15 protein-coding genes, 1 tRNA gene and 1 pseudogene are annotated in these 18,259 nt (G+C 65.2%); 12 read left to right on the top strand and 5 right to left on the bottom strand.

Annotated elements, in window-relative coordinates; genetic code table 11:
• Positions 1–14 precede the first annotated feature (14 nt).
• From C3B44_RS05945 to der, 6 genes and pseudogenes are all read left to right on the top strand, one after another.
• On the top strand, positions 15–878 hold the full coding sequence (locus C3B44_RS05945; protein WP_108431566.1) for a ParA family protein: 864 nt from the start codon (positions 15–17) through the stop codon (positions 876–878).
• Positions 879–922: 44 nt separating this feature from the next.
• Entirely contained in the window at positions 923–1,735 is an 813-nt protein-coding gene (locus tag C3B44_RS05940) for a segregation and condensation protein A (protein ID WP_108431565.1), read from the top strand.
• Between the two features lie 14 nt (positions 1,736–1,749).
• A complete protein-coding gene (scpB, locus tag C3B44_RS05935) occupies positions 1,750–2,304 on the top strand; it encodes an SMC-Scp complex subunit ScpB (RefSeq protein WP_199222393.1) in 555 nt (184 codons plus the stop codon).
• An 86-nt stretch (positions 2,305–2,390) separates the two neighbouring features.
• On the top strand, positions 2,391–3,266 hold the full coding sequence (locus C3B44_RS05930; RefSeq protein WP_108431564.1) for a pseudouridine synthase: 876 nt from the start codon (positions 2,391–2,393) through the stop codon (positions 3,264–3,266).
• On the top strand, positions 3,266–3,958 hold the full coding sequence (gene cmk / locus C3B44_RS05925; protein WP_108431563.1) for a (d)CMP kinase: 693 nt from the start codon (positions 3,266–3,268) through the stop codon (positions 3,956–3,958). The genes C3B44_RS05930 and cmk overlap by 1 nt, the downstream gene beginning before the upstream one ends.
• A 20-nt stretch (positions 3,959–3,978) precedes the next feature.
• Positions 3,979–5,361: pseudogene (gene der, locus C3B44_RS05920) on the top strand (ribosome biogenesis GTPase Der); the annotation flags it as partial.
• On the opposite strand, the gene C3B44_RS05915 reads toward der, so the two are convergent.
• Entirely contained in the window at positions 5,358–5,684 is a 327-nt protein-coding gene (locus C3B44_RS05915; RefSeq protein WP_108431561.1) for a hypothetical protein, read from the bottom strand. The pseudogene der and the gene C3B44_RS05915 sit on opposite strands and share 4 nt — an antisense overlap.
• Before the next feature lie 165 nt (positions 5,685–5,849).
• Here C3B44_RS05915 and C3B44_RS05910 point away from each other — a divergent pair, with 165 nt between their 5' ends.
• A complete protein-coding gene (locus tag C3B44_RS05910) occupies positions 5,850–6,569 on the top strand; it encodes a CE1 family esterase (RefSeq protein WP_159077381.1) in 720 nt (239 codons plus the stop codon).
• Here C3B44_RS05910 and C3B44_RS05905 read toward each other — a convergent pair.
• Positions 6,537–7,361, bottom strand: a complete 825-nt coding sequence (locus C3B44_RS05905) for a class I SAM-dependent methyltransferase (RefSeq protein ID WP_108431559.1) — start codon at positions 7,359–7,361, stop codon at positions 6,537–6,539. The genes C3B44_RS05910 and C3B44_RS05905 overlap by 33 nt on opposite strands.
• Before the next feature lie 37 nt (positions 7,362–7,398).
• Here C3B44_RS05905 and C3B44_RS05900 point away from each other — a divergent pair, with 37 nt between their 5' ends.
• Genes C3B44_RS05900 through C3B44_RS05885 form a run of 4 tightly spaced genes read left to right on the top strand, consistent with a single transcriptional unit; the run spans position 7,399 to position 12,575 of the window.
• Positions 7,399–8,865 carry an ABC transporter transmembrane domain-containing protein gene (locus tag C3B44_RS05900; protein WP_108431558.1) on the top strand — a complete coding sequence of 489 codons (1,467 nt, stop codon included), beginning with the start codon at positions 7,399–7,401 and terminating at the stop codon, positions 8,863–8,865.
• Positions 8,858–10,615 carry an ABC transporter ATP-binding protein gene (locus tag C3B44_RS05895; protein ID WP_108431557.1) on the top strand — a complete coding sequence of 586 codons (1,758 nt, stop codon included), beginning with the start codon at positions 8,858–8,860 and terminating at the stop codon, positions 10,613–10,615. Before C3B44_RS05900 ends, C3B44_RS05895 begins: the two co-directional genes overlap by 8 nt.
• A gap of 26 nt (positions 10,616–10,641) precedes the next feature.
• Positions 10,642–11,556: a CE1 family esterase gene (locus tag C3B44_RS05890; protein WP_235840388.1), complete on the top strand. Its 915-nt coding sequence runs from the start codon at positions 10,642–10,644 to the stop codon at positions 11,554–11,556.
• Positions 11,557–11,594: 38 nt separating this feature from the next.
• On the top strand, positions 11,595–12,575 hold the full coding sequence (locus C3B44_RS05885; protein ID WP_108431555.1) for a diacylglycerol/lipid kinase family protein: 981 nt from the start codon (positions 11,595–11,597) through the stop codon (positions 12,573–12,575).
• Positions 12,576–13,331: 756 nt separating this feature from the next.
• Here C3B44_RS05885 and C3B44_RS05880 read toward each other — a convergent pair.
• Positions 13,332–14,825, bottom strand: coding sequence for an acetyl-CoA hydrolase/transferase family protein (locus C3B44_RS05880; protein WP_108432587.1), 1,494 nt, complete (start codon positions 14,823–14,825; stop codon positions 13,332–13,334).
• Positions 14,826–15,025: 200 nt separating this feature from the next.
• Between C3B44_RS05880 and C3B44_RS05875 the strand changes: the two genes are divergently transcribed.
• Positions 15,026–15,901 (top strand): sucrase ferredoxin, encoded by an 876-nt coding sequence (locus tag C3B44_RS05875; RefSeq protein WP_108431554.1) that lies wholly within the window; start codon positions 15,026–15,028, stop codon positions 15,899–15,901.
• A 972-nt stretch (positions 15,902–16,873) separates the two neighbouring features.
• Here the strand turns inward: C3B44_RS05875 and C3B44_RS05865 are convergent.
• Positions 16,874–16,950 (bottom strand) — tRNA-Pro (locus C3B44_RS05865).
• A gap of 69 nt (positions 16,951–17,019) precedes the next feature.
• Complete coding sequence (locus C3B44_RS05860; RefSeq protein WP_235840387.1) at positions 17,020–18,234, bottom strand: alpha/beta hydrolase family protein; 1,215 nt, start codon at positions 18,232–18,234, stop codon at positions 17,020–17,022.
• Between the last annotated feature and the right edge of the window lie 25 nt (positions 18,235–18,259).

Genomic DNA, 18,259 nt, shown 5'->3' with positions numbered 1-18,259 from the left:
AAGAGGGTGTGACAGTGAGCGATAGCGGCCTGTTCGAGGAGCCCGAGGTGGGCCTGACCGGACGACCCGTACGCGAGCTGCCGGAGCCGCCGGCGCTGGAAAAGCACGGGCCGGCGACGATCATTTCGATGGTCAACCAGAAAGGTGGCGTCGGCAAGACCACCACCACGATCAACTTGGGCGCCTGCCTCGCCGAGCAGGGCCGCAAGGTGCTCTTGGTGGACCTCGACCCGCAGGGCGCCTTGTCCGCCGGGCTGGCGATTCCGCACGGCGAGGAGGAGATCACGGTCTATGACCTGATGATCGATAACTCCTCGTCGATCCACGGCGCGATTCACCAGACCAACGTGCCCGGCATGGAGGTCGTCGCCGCGAACATCGACCTCTCGGCCGCCGAGATCCAACTCGTTAACGAGGTCGGCCGCGAAAACACGCTGGGTCGCGCGCTGCGCCCGGTGCGCAAGGAATATGACTACATCATCATCGACTGCGGGCCTTCGCTCGGCCTGCTCGCCGTCAACGCCCTAGCGTGCTCACACGGTGTGATCATCCCGATGGAATGCGAGTACTTCTCCCTGCGCGGCCTGGCGCTGCTCACCGACACCATCGAGAAGGTCCGCGACCGCATCAACTTCGACCTAGAGATCATCGGCATCCTGGTCACCATGTTCGATAGGCGTACCACCCACGCCCGCGAGGTGATGTCCCGGGTGATCGAAGTCTTCGATGACAAGGTCTTCGACAGCGTGATTACCCGCACCGTGCGCTTCCCGGAAACCTCCGTCGCCGGCGAGCCGATCACCACCTGGGCGCCGAGCTCCCAGGGCGCGCAGCAGTACCGGAACCTGGCGCTCGAGATCATCGAGCGCACCACCTAGAGGTGGCAACCCGCAAAAGTATCGGTCCCCGGCAATCCACCGCGGTGGCAGAAGGGGAGGGGACCCAGCCGGAGATCACCGGCTTTCGCATCGCGCTGGCCAACTTCGAAGGCCCCTTCGATCTCCTTTTGCAGCTGATTAGCGAGAAGAAGCTCGACGTCACCGAGGTGGCGCTGGCCGAGGTCACCGACGAGTTCATCGCCTATACCCGCGCGCTCAACGAGACGGAAGCCCTCGATGAGACCACCGAGTTCCTCTTGGTCGCCGCCACGCTGTTGGACCTCAAGGCCGCCCGCCTGCTCCCGCGCGGAGACGTCGAGGATGAAGAAGACCTCGCGATCCTCGAATCCCGGGATCTTCTGTTCGCCCGCCTGCTGCAGTACCAGGCCTACAAGCAGGTCGCTGATCTCTTTGCCACCTGGCAGCGAGAAGCGCAGCGTCGCTACCCGCGGGCGGTGGGCATCGAGGAACGCTACGCGGAGCTTTTGCCCCCGGTGAGCCTGGGCACCGATCTCGCGGGCTTCGCCGAGGTCGCCGCCGGGGTGTTTCGGCCCCGCCCGCCCGAGGAGGTGGGGGTGGATCACCTCCACCAGGTGGCGGTCTCGGTGCCCGAGCAGGCCGGCAAGCTCCTCGATACCCTGCGCATCCTGGGTAAGAACCGGTGGTTGAGCTTCGAGGCGCTCACCCGCGACTGCGTGGTGAGCATGGAGATCGTCGGCCGTTTTTTGGCCCTGCTCGAGCTCTACAAAGCCCGCGCAGTGGAGACCGAACAGGAGGAGGCCCTAAGCGAGCTCAAAGTCTCCTGGACCGGTGCCGAGGTGGACCCGGCGGTCGTGGCGTCCGCGAACTGGGACTAGCTAGACTCCACACCATGTCCGACTTCCCCATGTCCTCCCAGCTGCGCTCGCGGATAGAGTCGATCCTGCTGGTCATCGACACCCCGGTGACCGTCGAGCAGCTCGCCGGTGCCCTCGAGGCCGAAGGCAGCGAGATCACCCAGGTGCTCAGCGAGATCCGAGAGGAGTTCGACGCCCGCGGATCCGGGTTCGATCTGCGAGAGACCAGCGAGGGCTGGCGATTGTATACGCGCACGGAGAACGCGGCGGCCGTCGAGAAGTTTCTTCTCGACGGAGCCCAGACTCGCCTGTCCCGCGCGGCTTTAGAGACCCTCGCCGTGGTGGCCTACCGCCAGCCGGTGACCCGCGCCCAGGTCGGCGCGGTGCGCGGCGTCAACGTCGACGGGGTGATGCGCACGCTGCTGCTGCGCGGGCTCGTCAAGGAGGTTGACCCGGACGAGGCGACCGGCGCGCATCGCTACGCCACCACCGAGCTGCTTCTGGAACTGCTCGGTATCGACAGCCTGGAGCGCCTGCCGGATCTCGCACCGCTTCTGCCGGACGTGGATTCGATCGAGGAGCAGTGGTGATTTTAGATGTGAGGAAAACCCGGCTTATGCGCTAGGCTGGGCGCAGCATTTCTCCACGTTGACAACAGAAAAGGACACAGTCGACAGTGACTCCCCCCGCAAGCCGAGACGGCACTCCGGACAAAAAGCAGAAGTCGCGGAAGCTCCCGCGCGTCTCCAACGCGAAGCCGGCCCGCAAGCAGAACATCGAGAACCCGCTCGCCGATAACTGGTGGGACGACGCCCCTGCCGAGGGCGAGCGCCTGCAGAAGGTTATGGCGCGCGCCGGTGTGGCCTCGCGCCGCCACAGCGAGGTCATGATCGAGAAGGGCCGCGTGGAGGTTAACGGCGAGGTCGTGCGCACGCAGGGCCGCCGGGTCAACCCGGCCGTCGACATCATCCGGGTCGACGGCGTGCGCATCAACGTCAACGAAGACCTCGAGTACTTCCTGTTCAACAAGCCGCGCGGGATGCTGTGCACTATGAGCGACGAGCAGGGCCGCCCGTGCGTCGGCGATGTCATCGCGGACAAGGTGGTCTCCGGGCAGCGCCTGTTCCACGTCGGCCGCCTCGATGCCGATACCGAGGGCCTGCTACTGCTCACCAACGACGGCGAGCTGGCCAACCGGCTGACGCACCCGCGCTACGAGGTCACCAAGACCTACCTGGCCACCGTGCTCGGTGAGGCCAGCAACAAGCTGGTCAACGAGCTGAAGAAAGGCATCGAGCTAGACGATGGCCTGGCGAAGGCGGACTATGTGCAGATCATTGATAAGAACCAGGGCTACTCGCTGATCCGCATCGAGCTGCACGAGGGCCGCAAACACATCGTGCGTCGCATGCTCAAGGCCGCGGGCTTCCCGGTCCAACGCCTCGTGCGCACCAAGCTGCACACGGTCCAGCTCGGGGATCAAAAACCCGGCAACATGCGCGCGTTGAACTCTGCGGAGCTGACGGCACTCTACAAGGCGGTGGGAATGTGATGATCTCGAATACCAGCGATAACGGGCTGATCCTCGCGGTCGACGGGCCCTCGGGCACCGGCAAGTCCACCACCTGTCGCGCCCTGGCCGCCCGCCTGGATGCGAAGTACATCGACACCGGGGCGATGTATCGCGTTGCCACCCTGGCGGTGCTGCGCGCCGGCGTCGACCCCGCCGATACCGAGGCGGTCATCGACACCACCCGCAACCTGCCGCTCGAGGTCAACGACGACCCCGCAGATACCAACGTGATCTTCGACGGCGAGAACGTCACCGAAGAAATCCGCGGGCCCGAGGTCACCCGCAACGTCTCCGCGGTCTCCGCGATCCCGGAGGTCCGCGAGAACCTCGTCGCCCTGCAGCGCCAGCTGACCCACCGGGCGCACCGCGCGATCGTGGAGGGCCGCGATATCGGCACCGTCGTGCTTGACGACGCCCCCGCCAAAGCCTTCCTCACCGCCTCCGCCGAAGTCCGCGCCCGCCGGCGCTACGACCAGGACGTCGCCGCCGGGCGGGAGAGCGACTTCGACACCGTGCTCGCGGATGTCCGCCGCCGCGACGAGCTGGATTCTTCGCGCGCGACCAGCCCGCTGCGCCCGGCCGAGGACGCCGTGATCATCGATACCTCGAAGTTGACCCGCGACGAAGTCCAGGAACGCCTCATCGACCTTCTCAAGGAGTCCGAGCAGTGAGCGAGCACGAGAACAACGACGACTACCTCGAGACCGACTGGGACGGGATCGAGGAGGATCTGGGCATTAGCCGCCCCGACGTGGTCACCGAAACCCTGCCCACCGTAGCTATTGTGGGCCGGCCGAACGTCGGCAAGTCAACGCTGGTGAACCGTTTCATCGGGCGCCGCGAGGCGGTCGTGGAGGATTTCCCCGGCGTTACCCGCGATCGAATTTCTTATCTCGCGGAGTGGAACGGGCAGCGCTTCTGGGTGCAAGACACCGGCGGCTGGGACCCGAACACGAAGGGCATTCACGCCGCGATCGCGCGCCAGGCGGAGGCGGCAATGGAGGAGGCCGATGTCATCGTGATGGTGGTCGATACCACCGTCGGCATCACCGAGACCGACTCCGTCATGGCCGAGCGCCTCCAGCGCGCCGAGCAGCCGGTGATCCTGGTGTCCAACAAGTTCGAAAGCGATACCCAGTACGCCGACATGGCCGAGTTCTACGGCCTGGGTCTCGGTGATCCCTGGCCGGTCTCGGCGCTGCATGGCCGCGGGGGTGCGGACGTCCTCGATAAAGCCGTCGCCTCCTTCCCGAAAGAACCCCGCAAGGCCTCGATCACCGAGGGTCCGCGGCGCGTGGCGCTGGTGGGGCGGCCGAACGTCGGCAAGTCCAGCCTGCTGAACAAGTTCGCGAAGCACGAGCGCTCGGTGGTCGACGACGTCGCCGGCACCACCGTCGACCCCGTCGACTCGATCATCGACCTCGACGAGGCCACCTGGCGCTTCATCGACACCGCCGGGCTGCGCAAGAAGGTCAAGCAGGCCCAAGGCCATGAGTACTATGCCTCGCTGCGCACCCAGAACGTCATCGAGGCCGCCGAGGTCTGCGTGCTGCTCATCGACGCCTCCACGCCCATCGGCGAGCAGGACCAGCGCGTGCTCAGCATGATCCTCGACGCCGGCAAGGCCCTGGTCATCGCCTTCAACAAGTGGGATCTGATGGAGGAGGACCGGCGGTACTTCTTCGACCGGGAATTCGACGAGATGCTGGCGCACGTGCCCTGGGTGAGCAAGATCAACATCTCGGCGAAGACGGGCCGTGCGCTGCAGAAGCTCGAGCCGGCGATGATCGAAGCGCTGGAGAACTGGGACAAGCGCGTGCCCACCGGGCAGCTCAACAACTGGATGCGGGAGGCGATCGCGGAGAACCCGCCGCCGATGAAGAACAACCGCCTGCCGAAGGTGCTCTTCGCCACGCAGGCCTCCACCCGCCCGCCGACCATCGTCATGTTCACCACCGGCTTCCTCGACGACGGTTACCGGCGTTACCTGGAGCGCAAGTTCCGCGAGACCTTCGGTTTCCACGGCACCCCGGTGCGCTTCGCGGTGCGCGTGCGCGAACGCCGCCAGCGCTAGCTCGTAACCTCTGCCGCCGCGGCCCACTCGTAGAAGGCGCGCACGCCTTCTTCGTGGCTGTCGTAGGTGTGCTCCTCGCCGTCGATGGTGAGCACGACGCGCTCGGTGGGGGAGTAGACCTCGATAGTGCACGCGGAGGTGCCGTCTTCGGTGTGGAAGTCGGCGAGCGCCTTGATCTCGTGGTCGTTGGCCTGAAAGCCGCCGTATTTGCCGATGACGGCAAACCCGGAGGTGGCGACATCGAGAAGGTCATCCGCCGAAGGTTCACCGTGCGTTACCCACAGAAGGGTTTGCTCTACTGCCTCATTCACGCTGTAAGTCATTGCACTCTAGCCTACCGTGGCAGGTGAGTTATGAAATCCCTCCTGCCGCATCGCCTGTTAGCCCTGAGTCTTGCCGCCGCGCTGAGTGTGAGTGCCTGCGGGGCGCCAAGTGACGATCCCGCTTCTACTCCTGCCCCGCAGCGTCACACCATCGCTGACAGGGAAGTGCTTATCGACGTCCCTTCGCACCCATCACCCGAGGCACTGATCATCTCGTTCCACGGCTACGGGCTGGATGCGGAAGACAACCGGCAGCGCAACCAGTTGGTGCGCACCGGCGCCGTGGTGGCCTACCCGCAAGGGGAGCAGGCCGCAGCGGGCCAGGCGTGGTCGACGGCGCCTTATGCGAGCACCACCGTGGCCGAGGATGCGGCCTTCGTTGACGAGATCATCGCCGAAGTTGAGGCAGAGCATGCGATCGAGGACGTCTACCTCGTGGGCTTTTCCAACGGCGCCGGTTTCGCCGCCGAGTATGCGTGCGCGAACCCTGATCGTATCTCCGGTGTGGCGACATTTTCCGGGGTGTATTATCCCGCGGAGCGCTCCGAGTGTAACGCACCGATTCCGCAGCTCACCGTGCACGGCGGGGCGGATACGACGATCTCCATAGACGGCGGGCAGCGCCACGGAGAAACCTACCTCCCAGCGCGGGTCTTGGTCGAACAGGCCGCCGAGCGCAACGGGTGTGCGGGAGAAACGCGCGAAACCGAAGAGTTCCGCGTGCACCGCACGATCGATTATCAAAAGTGCGTAGTGCCGCTGCGCTTCGTCGAGGTCACCGGCGGCATGCACTACTGGCCGGGTGCCGCAGACGACCCGAACCCGCATGTCCCCGAAGGCTTCGGCACCGAGCTAGTCGCCGACTTCTTCGGGCTTTCGGGTTGAGGTGTGCTCTGCGGCGCGCTCGTAGGCGAAGGCGTCGCTGCGGTAGGGCAGGGCGATGAGCTGGTCCTCGGCGAAGCCGAGCCGGTCGAAGAGATACCACCTCAAGTTCTCTGTGACCCGTTTGCGGGTGCGCTCGTTCGCCCGCAGCCAGTAGGAGCGCGTCTGGGTGAGAAGGTAGATCTCCGCCGGGCGCAGGTGCTGGACCCAGGTGGTGCGCAGTTCGTCGACAAGCTGCCAGTCGCCGCCTACCTCCGGGTAGAAACCGGGGCGGTGAATATCACCGGAGTGCATGATGCGCGAGAGCCTCAGCACCCAGGGGTGGGAGACGTCGAGGACGTTCCATGCGAGCACTAGGCGCCCGCCGGGGCGAATGATGCGGTCCGCCTCCTGTGAGGCCGCCTCGGTATCCACCCAATGCCAGGTCTGTGCGCACACGGCGGCGTCCATCGAGTTCTCCGCGAGACCGGTCGCTTCCGCCGTGGCCCGCCACGCGGGGATGTCGAGGCGGCCACGGATCGTGCGCACCATATCCGCCGACGGGTCGAGGGCATAGACCTCCCGGTCTGGGCGGCCCACATAAGTTTCAGCGAGCTTGCCGGTGCCGGCGCCGAGATCGACGATGCGGCGCGCCGAGCCCACCAGGTCCGCGACCTCGCGCGGATAGCCCGGGCGGACGCGGGCGTAGACGTCGGCACCTGTGGAAAACGCCGCCCCGAGACCGGCGCGGTGGGCGGCGTCGCTGAACCCGGGGGTGGCACGTCGAGAAGCGGGGCGGGAAAGGGAATCAGGCATTAAGGCCCAATCTATACCTGCCGTAGGATGTACCACCATGAACCGACTGCCCGCCTCCGACGATCGTCGATGGCTGGTGAAGACTGTCTTCTCCCGCTGGCACTGGACGTTGCCCGCCGCCATCCTCGTTGCCGGCGGTTTCCTGGCCAACGGTGTGGTCCCCGTGCTGGTGGGCCGAGCGATCGACGACGCTATCGCCCCGCTCGATTCCCACCGCCTCCTGTTCTGGATGGGCGTGCTCGTGGTGGTCTTCGCCGCGAACATGGTGATGGTGTGGTTCGGCCGGATTCTTATGCAACAAGCGATCCTCAACGTCGGCCACGACCTGAGGATGGCCACCACCGATAGGATCTCCGCGCCCGAAGGCATGGGTGGAAAGAAACGCACCGCCGGCGAGCTGTTGTCGATCGCGTCCTCCGATACCCAAAGGGTTGCTGACGCCGTGTTCATGACCGTCTTCCCGGTCGCGGAGATGGCCTCGATCCTCTACGTCGGCATCGTGATGCTCACGATCGATATCCGCTTAGGCATCGCGGTGCTTTTGGGTGGGCCGATCACCGTGGCGATCGCGATGCGCGCCGCGGTGCCGCTGCGCAAGGCTTCGGCGCGTAGACAGCAGGCGCTGGCGAAGGCGGCGTCGATGGCTGCCGATGTCGTCGAAGGCCTGCGCACCCTCAAGGGCCTCGGCGCGGTGACCACCGTGAACTCGCGCTACGGGGCGGTCTCCGATCGCGCGTATGCCCGCACGGTCGAGGCGAACCGCGCCCAGGCGCGTCTTAACGCGATTACCGAGGGCACCGGCGCGTTCTACGTCATCGCGATCGCGCTCGGCGCCGGCATCTTGGCCGCCGACGGGCAGATCAGCGTCGGCCAGCTCATCACCGCCATCGGGCTGACGCAGTTCATCATCATGCCGCTGACGATGTTCGGCCGTAACATTGCCTCGCGCCTCGCACCGGCGCAGGCCAGCGCGAGGCGTATTCGCGGGGTGCTCGGCGCCCCGGCGCGCTGGGAGCCGGACTCCGGCGAGGTCCCCGACCTTCCGGCAGGCCTTACCGTGGTGACCGGCCCCGCCCCGGATTCGTGGCTGCTCGCGCCCCGCGATCGGGTGCTTATAAGCCCTCGGCACGCGGAGCTTATCGACGGCACCGTCTCCGACAACATCCACCCCGATACCGAGCGCGCCGCCGAGGCGATGTTCATCGCCAGCGTCGAGGACATCCCCGGCGGCGCGGACAAGCCGGTGGGCGAAAGCGGCGGCAACCTCTCCGGCGGCCAGCGCCAGCGCGTGGCCTTGGCCCGTGCGATTGCCGCCGAGTCGGAAGTTCTGGTGTTGCAGGATCCCACGACCGCGGTCGATTCGGTGACCGAGCAGCGCATCGCTCAGCGCGTCGCCGAGCACCGCGGCGAGCGTCCCACGCTTGTCTACACCACCGCGCCGGCGTGGCAGGCCGTGGCGCGACGTGTCACCGACAACGCTTTAGGGGAGGTAGATCGTGGCTGAGACGAGTTTCCCACTGGCGACTCTCGCCGAAGTCCGCCGCGAGCTGGCCGCGCGTCTGCGCACGATCCCACACGCTCGCCGCACCGGGCTCATCGCGCTGATCCTGCTGACGCTGGGCGCCGCCGCGAACGTGGCGGTGCCGCTGCAGCTCGGCGGGATCGTCGATCTGGTCGTCGGCGATGCCCAGCAAAACTGGGTCGTTGTCTCTCTCGGCCTTTTGGGTGCGGCGGTGATCGCCGCGGTGTGCTCGGCGGCTGGGTTCTACTTGCTCTCGCGGGTCAGCGAGCGGGTGATCTCGGATTTGCGCGAGCAGATGGTCGGCACGGCGCTGGGGCTGCCCGCGCATCGGGTCGAAGACGCCGGCAGCGGGGATTTAGTCTCGCGCTCGACGGATGACGTCGCCGAGTTATCCTCCGCGGTCACCGAGACCCTGCCTTTTCTGTCCCGGGCGTCATTTACCACCGTCGCGACCGCCATCGCCCTGGTGGGCCTGCAGTGGCAGTTCCTCATCATCCCGGCGGTCATGGCGCCGCTGTATTTCTGGTTCGCCCGCTCCTATCTGAAGCGCGCACCTGGCCGCTACGCCGCCGAGCGCGCCGCGATGGCCGATCGCGCCCGCCGCGTGCTGGAGGCGATCCACGCCCGCGCCACGATCCGCGCTTTCCGACGCGAAGACGCCACCCACGACCGCACCCACGAGGCTTCGGCCCGCGTGGTCGAACACGGACTGTCGGCGCGGTGCACCATGATCGCCCTGCAGGTCAAGCTCACCTTCGGCGACCTGCTCATGATGGTCATGGGCCTGGGCATCGGGTTTTGGACCGTCGCGCGCGGCGATCTCACCGTCGGCGCCGTGACCGCCGCGATGCTCATGCTCATCCGGCTGCGCGGGCCCGTCATGCAGCTGATGCGCGTGCTCGATTCCGTGCAGTCCGGCTACGCCTCACTTGCCCGCATCGTCGGCGTCATCGTCGACCCGCCGACCCCCACGCCCGATTCCGGCGTCACCGACCGGCGCACCGGTGAGGTCATCCTGCGCGACGTCTCCTTCAGCTACGGCGATGCCTGGGCCGTGCGCGACGTCGACCTGCGCATCGCCCCCGGCGAAACCGTCGCCATGGTGGGTGCCTCGGGTGCGGGCAAGACCACCGTCGCGGCGCTCGTCGCCGGGTTGCGGGTGCCCGATTCCGGGGAGGTGCTTGTCGACGGCGCCCCCGTCACCAGCCTCTCCGACAAGGAACGCGTCGCCCGTCTCGCGCTGGTCTCCCAGGAGGTCCACGTCTTCTCCGGCACGCTGCGCGACGACCTCACCCTCGCCCGTCCCACCGCGCGCGACGAAGAGCTCATCGACGCCCTCGAGCGCGTCTACGCCGGCGACTGGTTCCGCGAGCTGCCGGATGGCCTCGATACCGAGGTCGGCGCCCGCGGGCTGCGCCTGCCGCCGGTGCAGGCCCAGCAACTCGCGCTGGCCCGGATGCTGCTGTTGGATCCGGCCGTGGTTATTTTGGACGAGGCCACCGCGGAGGCCGGTTCCTCCGGCGCCGGCGAGCTCGAGGCCGCCGCCGAGGAGGTCATGAAGAACCGCTCCGCCTTGGTGGTGGCCCATCGCTTAGATTCCGCCGAACGTGCCGATCGCGTCGTCGTCATGGATGCCGGCCGCATCACCGAATCCGGCACCCATGAAGAACTGCTCGCCCACGGCGGCGAGTATGCCACGATGTTCAGCGCCTGGGAGAGGGGACGGGAGTGAGGCGCACGCTTTTAGGTGTGGTCCTCGTGGCGAGTACCGTCGTTGCCGGCTGCACCATCGGCGGTGAACCTGTGCCGGAGAAGGTGATTATCACGCCGTCGACCGTCGAGAAGCCCGCCGCTCCCACCTTTGAGGCCTCGCCTATCGACGGCCCCATCGCCCCCGGGAGTACCGGTCGCCTCGAGGTGACGGTGGGGGATAAGACACGCGATTTCCTGCTGCACGTGCCGGAGGGCTATTCGCAGGACCAGGACTGGCCATTAGTCCTCGCTTGCCACGGGTATAAGGAAACGCCCGAGGAGCTGGAAAAGATCACCCATTTCGACGATGCCGCCGCCTTGGTGGCCTATCCGCGTGGGGTGCAGAGGGCCTGGTCGCCGGCGCCCTATGCGAAGACGTCGATGGACGAGGACATCGCGTATAGCGAGAAGATCGTCGAGCGCGTGAGCGAGCACTACCGTGTCGCCGAGGACGCGGTCAACGTGGTGGGATTTTCCAACGGCGGGGGATTCGCCGCCGCGCTCGGCTGCCGGATCCCGGAGCGCATTGCCGCCGTGGGCACCGTCAGCGGCGCGTACTACGAGAATGTGCATGAGAATTGTGTCGATACGCCCGTACCCCTTATCGACCTGCACGGCACCAACGATTCGATCATCGGCTACTACGGCGGCACCCGCCACGAGACCGCTTATGACTCGGTTCCCGATGTCCTCGACCACGCCCGGATACGCAACGGCTGTCATAAGAACGCGCGGGTCACCCGGGAAAATGTGGGCACGATCAGCTACCGGTGGCCCGGCTGCGAGGCGGCGTTAGAGCACGTGCGCATCGGGGGTGGGGGACACGTGTGGCCGGGAAGTGCCGGAGATGGCTCCACGAACCTTCCGGCAGGGTACGCTACGTACCGTATCTTGCGTTTCTTCGATATTCGCTGGAACTGATGCCCTGAGCTGACCCCAGGAAATACTAGGATATATGCATGACTTCACAGCAGGCACGCTCCGTCGTGATCTTTAACCCCGTCAAGGTGGACGAGGACGAATTGCGTGCCTCGGTGGACACCTACGTCGAGACCTACGGCTGGGGAGAGGTCTCCTGGGTCGAGACCTCCGAAGACGAGCCGGGAGAAAACCAGGCCCGCCAGGCCGCGGAGGAAGGCGTGGACCTCGTGGTGGTCTGCGGCGGCGATGGCACCGTCCGTTCGGTGGCGGCCGGCCTGCACAACACCGATACCGCGCTCGGCGTGATCCCGCAGGGCACCGGCAACCTTCTGGCCCGGAACCTGGATATCCCGCTGGATCTCGATCACTCTGTCGAAGTCGCCTACGGCGGCACCACACGCCGGATTGACTTCTGCCGAGCCGATGTCACGCGTCCCGACGGCAGCACCGAAACGATCCCCTTCGCCGTGATGGCGGGCGTGGGCATTGACGCGCAGATGATCGTCAACACCGACGACGACCTCAAGAAGAAGATCGGTCCGCTGGCGTACGCGGTGGCGATCTTCAAGTCCCTCGGCGGGGGCAACCGCCTGCACGTCGAGCACCAGATCGACGACCACGAGGTCAAGCGGAGCTCCGCGCACACGCTGATTGTGGGCAACTGTGGTGAGCTGGTTGGCACCATTGAGCTCATCCCGGATGCCGAACCTGATGACGGCATGCTCGACTTCGTTCTGCTGCGCCCGCAGGATTTGCTGGGTTGGGTGCAGATCACCGGCCGGATCATCGGGCAGATGATCACCAAGTCGATCCGCAAGGTCATCGGCCGCTCCACGCGCGTGACCGGCGGGGAACACGAGCACCGCAGCCTGCAATACGCCACCGGGCGTTCCTTCCACGCGAAGCTGAGCAAGCCCGACGTCTTCGAAATCGACGGCGACACCGTCGGCGAGGTCAGCGAATTCCGCGTCACCCTCGAGGAGAAGGCCTTGAGCGTGCGCGTGCCGAGCCGGGAGTAGGTCTGGCGGTAGCGACCTATACGGCGACCTATACGGATACGGCACCCAAACCCCTGGCAGGGGCGGACTTCATGGCATCCCGTGCCGCTCGAGCACAAATACTTGAAGGAAAAACCTTGAAGGATGCGCCCTTCAAGCATTTTCCTTTAAGCGTTTGTGTAGCAGTAGCGCGGACCCGCGCCGAAAAGCGAACCTTTAGAATGCCAGTCGCCCTAGTAGCCTCACACGGTTATCGTGTTCGCACGCTCGGTCGAAAGGAGTCGCTCCGAAAGGAGGGGTCCTCTCGACCTCGCGATCAGGTGCCTGGGCAGCGGCCCTGCGGCTGATCGGCAGGCGCTCTCCGATGCGCGTGGAACGACGCTCCTACCTCACCCGTCACAGCAGGAACTTAACGCCGTTTAGCTGGCTCTCCCGGTCGAAAGGAGTCGCTCCGAAAGGAGTCCTGGTCTCGACCTCGCGAGAGCCCTTTCTATGGACCTGATTTCGACCAGCGCTAGCGCTCCAAGCGAACCCTGCGCCTTGTTTAAGCACGGTAGTGCAGCCCTAGGACCGCGATTACGTAAACGAAAGCGGCTGATGTGACGTGTGAGTTGCTTGCGCCGGCCCCTAAACAATGTCCCCAGAACGCCAACCAAAACACCAAAGCCCCGAGCACTGGCGGAGAACCAGATACTCGGGGCTCAGGCCACGCCGAGCGCCCAGACGGCCCGCAGCAACCGCAAAGCCCGCACGGCGCCCAGCGATCAGTTCAACGAGCTACTTCTGCATGGAGCCGGTGTCCAGGAAGCGCTGGTGGAAGGAGAAGGCCTCGCTGAGGGTGTGCGGGGTGTGGATGTGCTTGCCGGTCTGCGCCTTCTCGAAGTACTCCTCGAGCAGCGGGCGGTAGTCCGGGTGTGCCACCGAGATGACCTTCGGAGCGCGCTCACGCGGGGATAGGCCGCGCAGGTCGGCCACGCCCTGCTCCGTGATGATGACCATGGCGTCGTGCTCGGTGTGGTCGATGTGGGAGGCGAAGGGCACGATGGCGGAGATGTCGCCGTCCTTGGCGATCGACGGGGAAATGAACGTCGACACCAGGGCGTTACGGGTGAAGTCACCGGATCCGCCGATACCGTTCATGATGCGGGTACCGGTGACGTTGGTGGAGTTGATGTTGCCGTAGATGTCGGCCTCGATCATGCCGTTCGAGGAGATGAGGTCGAGGCGACGGATGACCTCCGGGTGGTTGGAGACCTGCAGCGGGCGGGTGATGATGTACTTGCGGTAGTGATCCGCCTTCTGGTTCATCAGCTCCGCGGCGTCCGGGGACAGGGAGAACGAGGTCGCGGAGGCGACGGACATCTTGCCGGCGTCGATGAGGTCCAGCATGCCGTCCTGGATGACCTCGGTGTAGGCCTTGATGTTCTCGAACTTGGAATCGAGCAGGCCGGCCATCACGGCGTTCGGGACGTTGCCGACACCGGACTGCATGCAGAACTTGTCGTAGGACAAACGGCCTGCGGCGACCTCGCCCTCGAGGAAGTCGAGGAAGTAGCCGGCGATCTTCTCGGAGGTCTCGCTCGGCGGGGTGAAGGCGGAGTTGCGGTCCGGGGAGTCGGTCTCGACGACAGCGACCACCTTGTCGGTGTCGATGTCGATGTAGGTGGTGCCGATGCGATCGCCGGTGTCAGTGATCGGGATCGGGGTCTTGGGCTGGACGCGGTAGATGTCCGCCATCCCCTCGAGGTCGAGGGACTGCCAGGAGTTGACCTCGATGATGATCTTCTTGGCCTGGTCCAGGAACTCTACGTTGTTGCCGACGCCGGACGACGGCACCAGGTTGCCGTCTTCGTCGATGCGGGTGACCTCGACCACGGCGACGTCGATATCCGCGAAGACGCCGGAGGTGGCCTGGCGGCCACTGTGGGAGAGGTGGATGTCGGCGTACTGCATGGCGCCGCTGTTAATCTTCTTCCGCATCTCCGGGTCCGACTGGTAAGGCATGCGGAAGCGCAGTGCGTCGGCCTCGGCGAGGACACCGTCGCAGTCGGGGGCGGTGGATGCGCCGGTCAGCAGGTCGATGGCGTACTCATCGCCACGCTCGTGTGCCTCGCGGGCGCGGTTTGCGATCGCGGTGGGCAGGGCCTTGGGGTAGGCGGCGCCGGTGAAGCCGGAGAAACCGACCCGGTCACCGTGGTTGACGAACTGGGCGGCTTCGTCAGCAGTCATGACCTTGTTCTTGAGGCCGGAGTGGGCAATGCGCTCGCTCATGCGGATCATCCTCCTGTAAGCGTTGTGGGTAAAGCTTTGGTCGTCACATTCCCGGATCAGGGACTTTGACGTCTTCCCCTACTGTAGGGGAATTCCTCTGCATTATGTGACGCAACTCCCTAAAGAGGGTACCGGAGAAAAGGAGCACATGGCCGAGGTGCTGTATACCGGCCTCACGCGGTGGCCTACCCTTAGGGGATATGAGCACCCATTCCGCCGTTCGCTGTTCCGATGTACCCGTCGAGCCCCTCGCCGGGTCGGCCAAGGAGGAATCGGTCTACGTCATCTTCGAACATCCGCAGGGCTGGAGCCGCGACATCCTCGACGGAGACACCTTCGGCCCCGAGCTCACCGAGAAGCTGCGCGCCAAGCTCAAAGGCCACGCGGGCCTCCAGCTGATCCGGCATCCCGGGAGGGAGGGCCGTAGCGTCACGAAGCGCCACCTTTTCATCGTCCATGCCCGCCAGCGTACGTGCGAAAAATTGCTTGTCGACGACCCCACCGCCCTCCTTCACCTCGACCTCGAGCGGCCGGGCGGAAACGGCGGCGAGATGATCGATACCCCTCTGGTCCTGGTGTGCACGCACGGCAAACGCGACGTCTGCTGCGCGGTGAAGGGTCGGCCCCTGGCAGCAGCTCTCGACGACGCGTTTCCCGACACCGGCATCGTCTGGGAGACCTCCCACACCAAGGGTCACCGTTTCGCCCCGTCGATCCTTTTGATGCCGTGGGGCTATAGCTTTGGCCGGCTCAACGAGTCCGCAGCCGAAGCGTTGGTGCGCTACGCACAAGAGGGACGTTATTACCTGCCGGGCAATCGCGGCTGCGGCGGATATGGCGCCCGCGGTCAGGTCGCCGAGCTCGCGGTAGCCGAACAGCTCATCGTAGAAGGGGAGGAGCTCGCCTTTTCCGATCTGACTGCCCAAGACAACATAATTACCCACGCCGACGGTCGCAGCTGGGAGGTCGACCTCGAACAGCAGGCCGTCGAAGGGGTCGTATCCTCCTGTGGCAAGGCCCCTGCTGACGGGAAAGTCTGGGTGGCTACCGGGATCGCACAGACGGCTGCGGGATGAGGGTGGCCTTCAGGGGCAGGAGCGTCGGTTTAGAGAATGATTAGATACTAGAAGATCGCCTCACTGCCTCCAGCCGTTCCTTGTTCTCCGACTTGAGATGTTCGTAGGCGATGACGGGCCTGTTTGAGTTCATAATTGCCGAGTGATGTAGGTGCTCGATATCTCTCTGATAAAGGTGCAGCTTCGACTCGTAGGTGAAGGCTCCTCTGGCTGCCGATAATTCTGTACTCTCGACTACCCACCGGTATCGAGTGTCTTCAACCAGTTGATAATCGATTGCCCTTTTGGCGAGGGCACATATCCAGTCAGCACACTGAATGTTGGAGGAGAGCTCACTGTCAACATGCATAGGTGGCTCAACAATTCTCCTCATCTCCTCGCGCTCAGCTGCTTTTCCTAGCCATAACGGGGCCGTCGCAACGACTATGCCGCGGCATAGTAGGGACCGTGCTTTTACGCACGTGCGTAATCGGAAATCGATGAATCCCGGTGGACTCATAGGTATGAGGGACTCCCTGGCACCTGCGCCGTGCGGCGAGCACCGCTGCCTCCGCGTTCGGAGTCTGCTGAGGGTTAGAAAGTCTGCGCCGCCAGGGCCTGGGGACGTGACTGTCAAAGCCGGATGACTGCTACCAGCTACCCGGAAACCGTCGCTACCGTCTTACCGGAGATGCGCTACCAACAAGCCGCATCTTCCTTCAAGCCTTTGTGCGGCGAGACACCGCAGTTAGCCTAAGGCGGCCAATCTCGGCAATGTATGCGAGTAGCAAGTGTCCCCCCGACTTTCCCCCTAGCCCCAGTACGCAAAACCCCACGCACTGCGTGGGGTTTTTGGAGTTGCTGCCCGAGCCATTCTTGCCATGTGGCTCAGTGCCTAGTTTACGCAGATAACACCACCTGTGCCGAGGTACAACCACAACCCAAAGCAAAAAGCCCCGCCCACCGCCGAAGCGATGCCGCGGGACTTCCTGATGGTCGGGCTGACAGGATTTGAACCTGCGACCCCTACACCCCCAGTGTAGTGCGCTACCAAACTGCGCCACAGCCCGTTGTTGCACCCTCTAAGGCGCAACACGAACACCTTACAACAGTGTGACTCGGCTTCCCGAATCAGCAGGTCAGCCTAGCTCTCCGTTGAGATCGACGATGGTGGCGCCGTCGAGAAGCTCTTCGATGTCGCTGGCGCGCGCCGCCGAGAGGATGGCCTGGCGTTCGTCGTCGCTGAGCTCGCCGTCGAGGTGGATGTGGCGTTGGAAGGTGCGATTGTGGACGTGGACGACGGAGACGCGGACGTCGCGAAGCGTGGTCTTGCGCCCTGCCTCCTTGGCCGCCTGGGTGGTGGCCGCCGCCAGGGCGGCCTCGATGAGTTCCATCGCGGAGTGGCCGCGGCCCTTGCCGCCGTCGGCGCGAGTGCGGTCGATCTTCAGGTCACCGTGGCGGGTCTGGGCGGCCACGCCATAGCGCAGGCCGCGGGCCGATTCGGCGATGACGTGGTTTTCCGCTAAGCGCACCGGCACCCAGGCGGGGTCGATGTGGTACTGCACCCAGTTGCCGATGATGTCGGCCGCCCGTGTCGCCGCCCCCTCCCGCGTCAGCAGGTGATCGGCCTTGTCGAGGCTGACCAGGGACTTCGAGTAGCGGGTGAGCTGGAAGATGGTTTGGGCGTTATCAATGCCCACGGTCTGGTCGATGGGGGAGTGCACGAGCATCAGCGGCTTGCGCATCTTCCGCAGATAGACCTCGGGGTTCGTGTCGGCGAGGTCTTCCAAAAACGCCCGGGAGATCACCAGGTCGCGGCCGCCGAGGGTGACGGTAACCTCGCCGTTGGCGTCGACCTCGCTGATCTTGTCGGCGTAGTGCAGCACCGAGTGCGCGGGGTCGAAGGGCGCGCCGACCGTCGCTACGGCTTTCAGCTTCCGCAGCGAGCCCGCCGCCTTCAGGGCCGCCGCACCGCCGAGGGAGTGGCCCATGAGCAGCTGCGGGGCGGCGTAGTTCTGCGTCATCCACTCGTAGGCGGCGCAGATGTCGTCGGCATTCTGGCTGAACGAGGTATCGGCGAAGTCGCCCCCGGATTGCCCGAGCCCGGGGAAGTCGAAGCGCAAGGTGGCGATGCCGTAGTCAGTCAGGCGCTTCGAGATGCGCGAGGCGCCGGGCGTGTGACGGGAACCGGCGAAGCAGTGGGCGAAGATGGCGTAGGCCACTGGCTCGGTGGCGGGAAAGTCGATGGTTCCCGCGAGCTTCACGCCAGCGGACGAGGCGAAAGACACGTTGACAGACTGCACACTACCCAGCATAAACGTCGTCGGGCGGTTTTCCTCCACTAAGGTGGACATGGATGTCCGCGACCCCGATGCACCG

The sequence above is a fragment of the Corynebacterium yudongzhengii genome, assembly GCF_003065405.1.
Lineage (GTDB): Bacteria > Actinomycetota > Actinomycetes > Mycobacteriales > Mycobacteriaceae > Corynebacterium > Corynebacterium yudongzhengii.
Note: the sequence above shows the minus strand (reverse complement) of the source record. Positions and strands in the feature narration are given on the sequence as shown.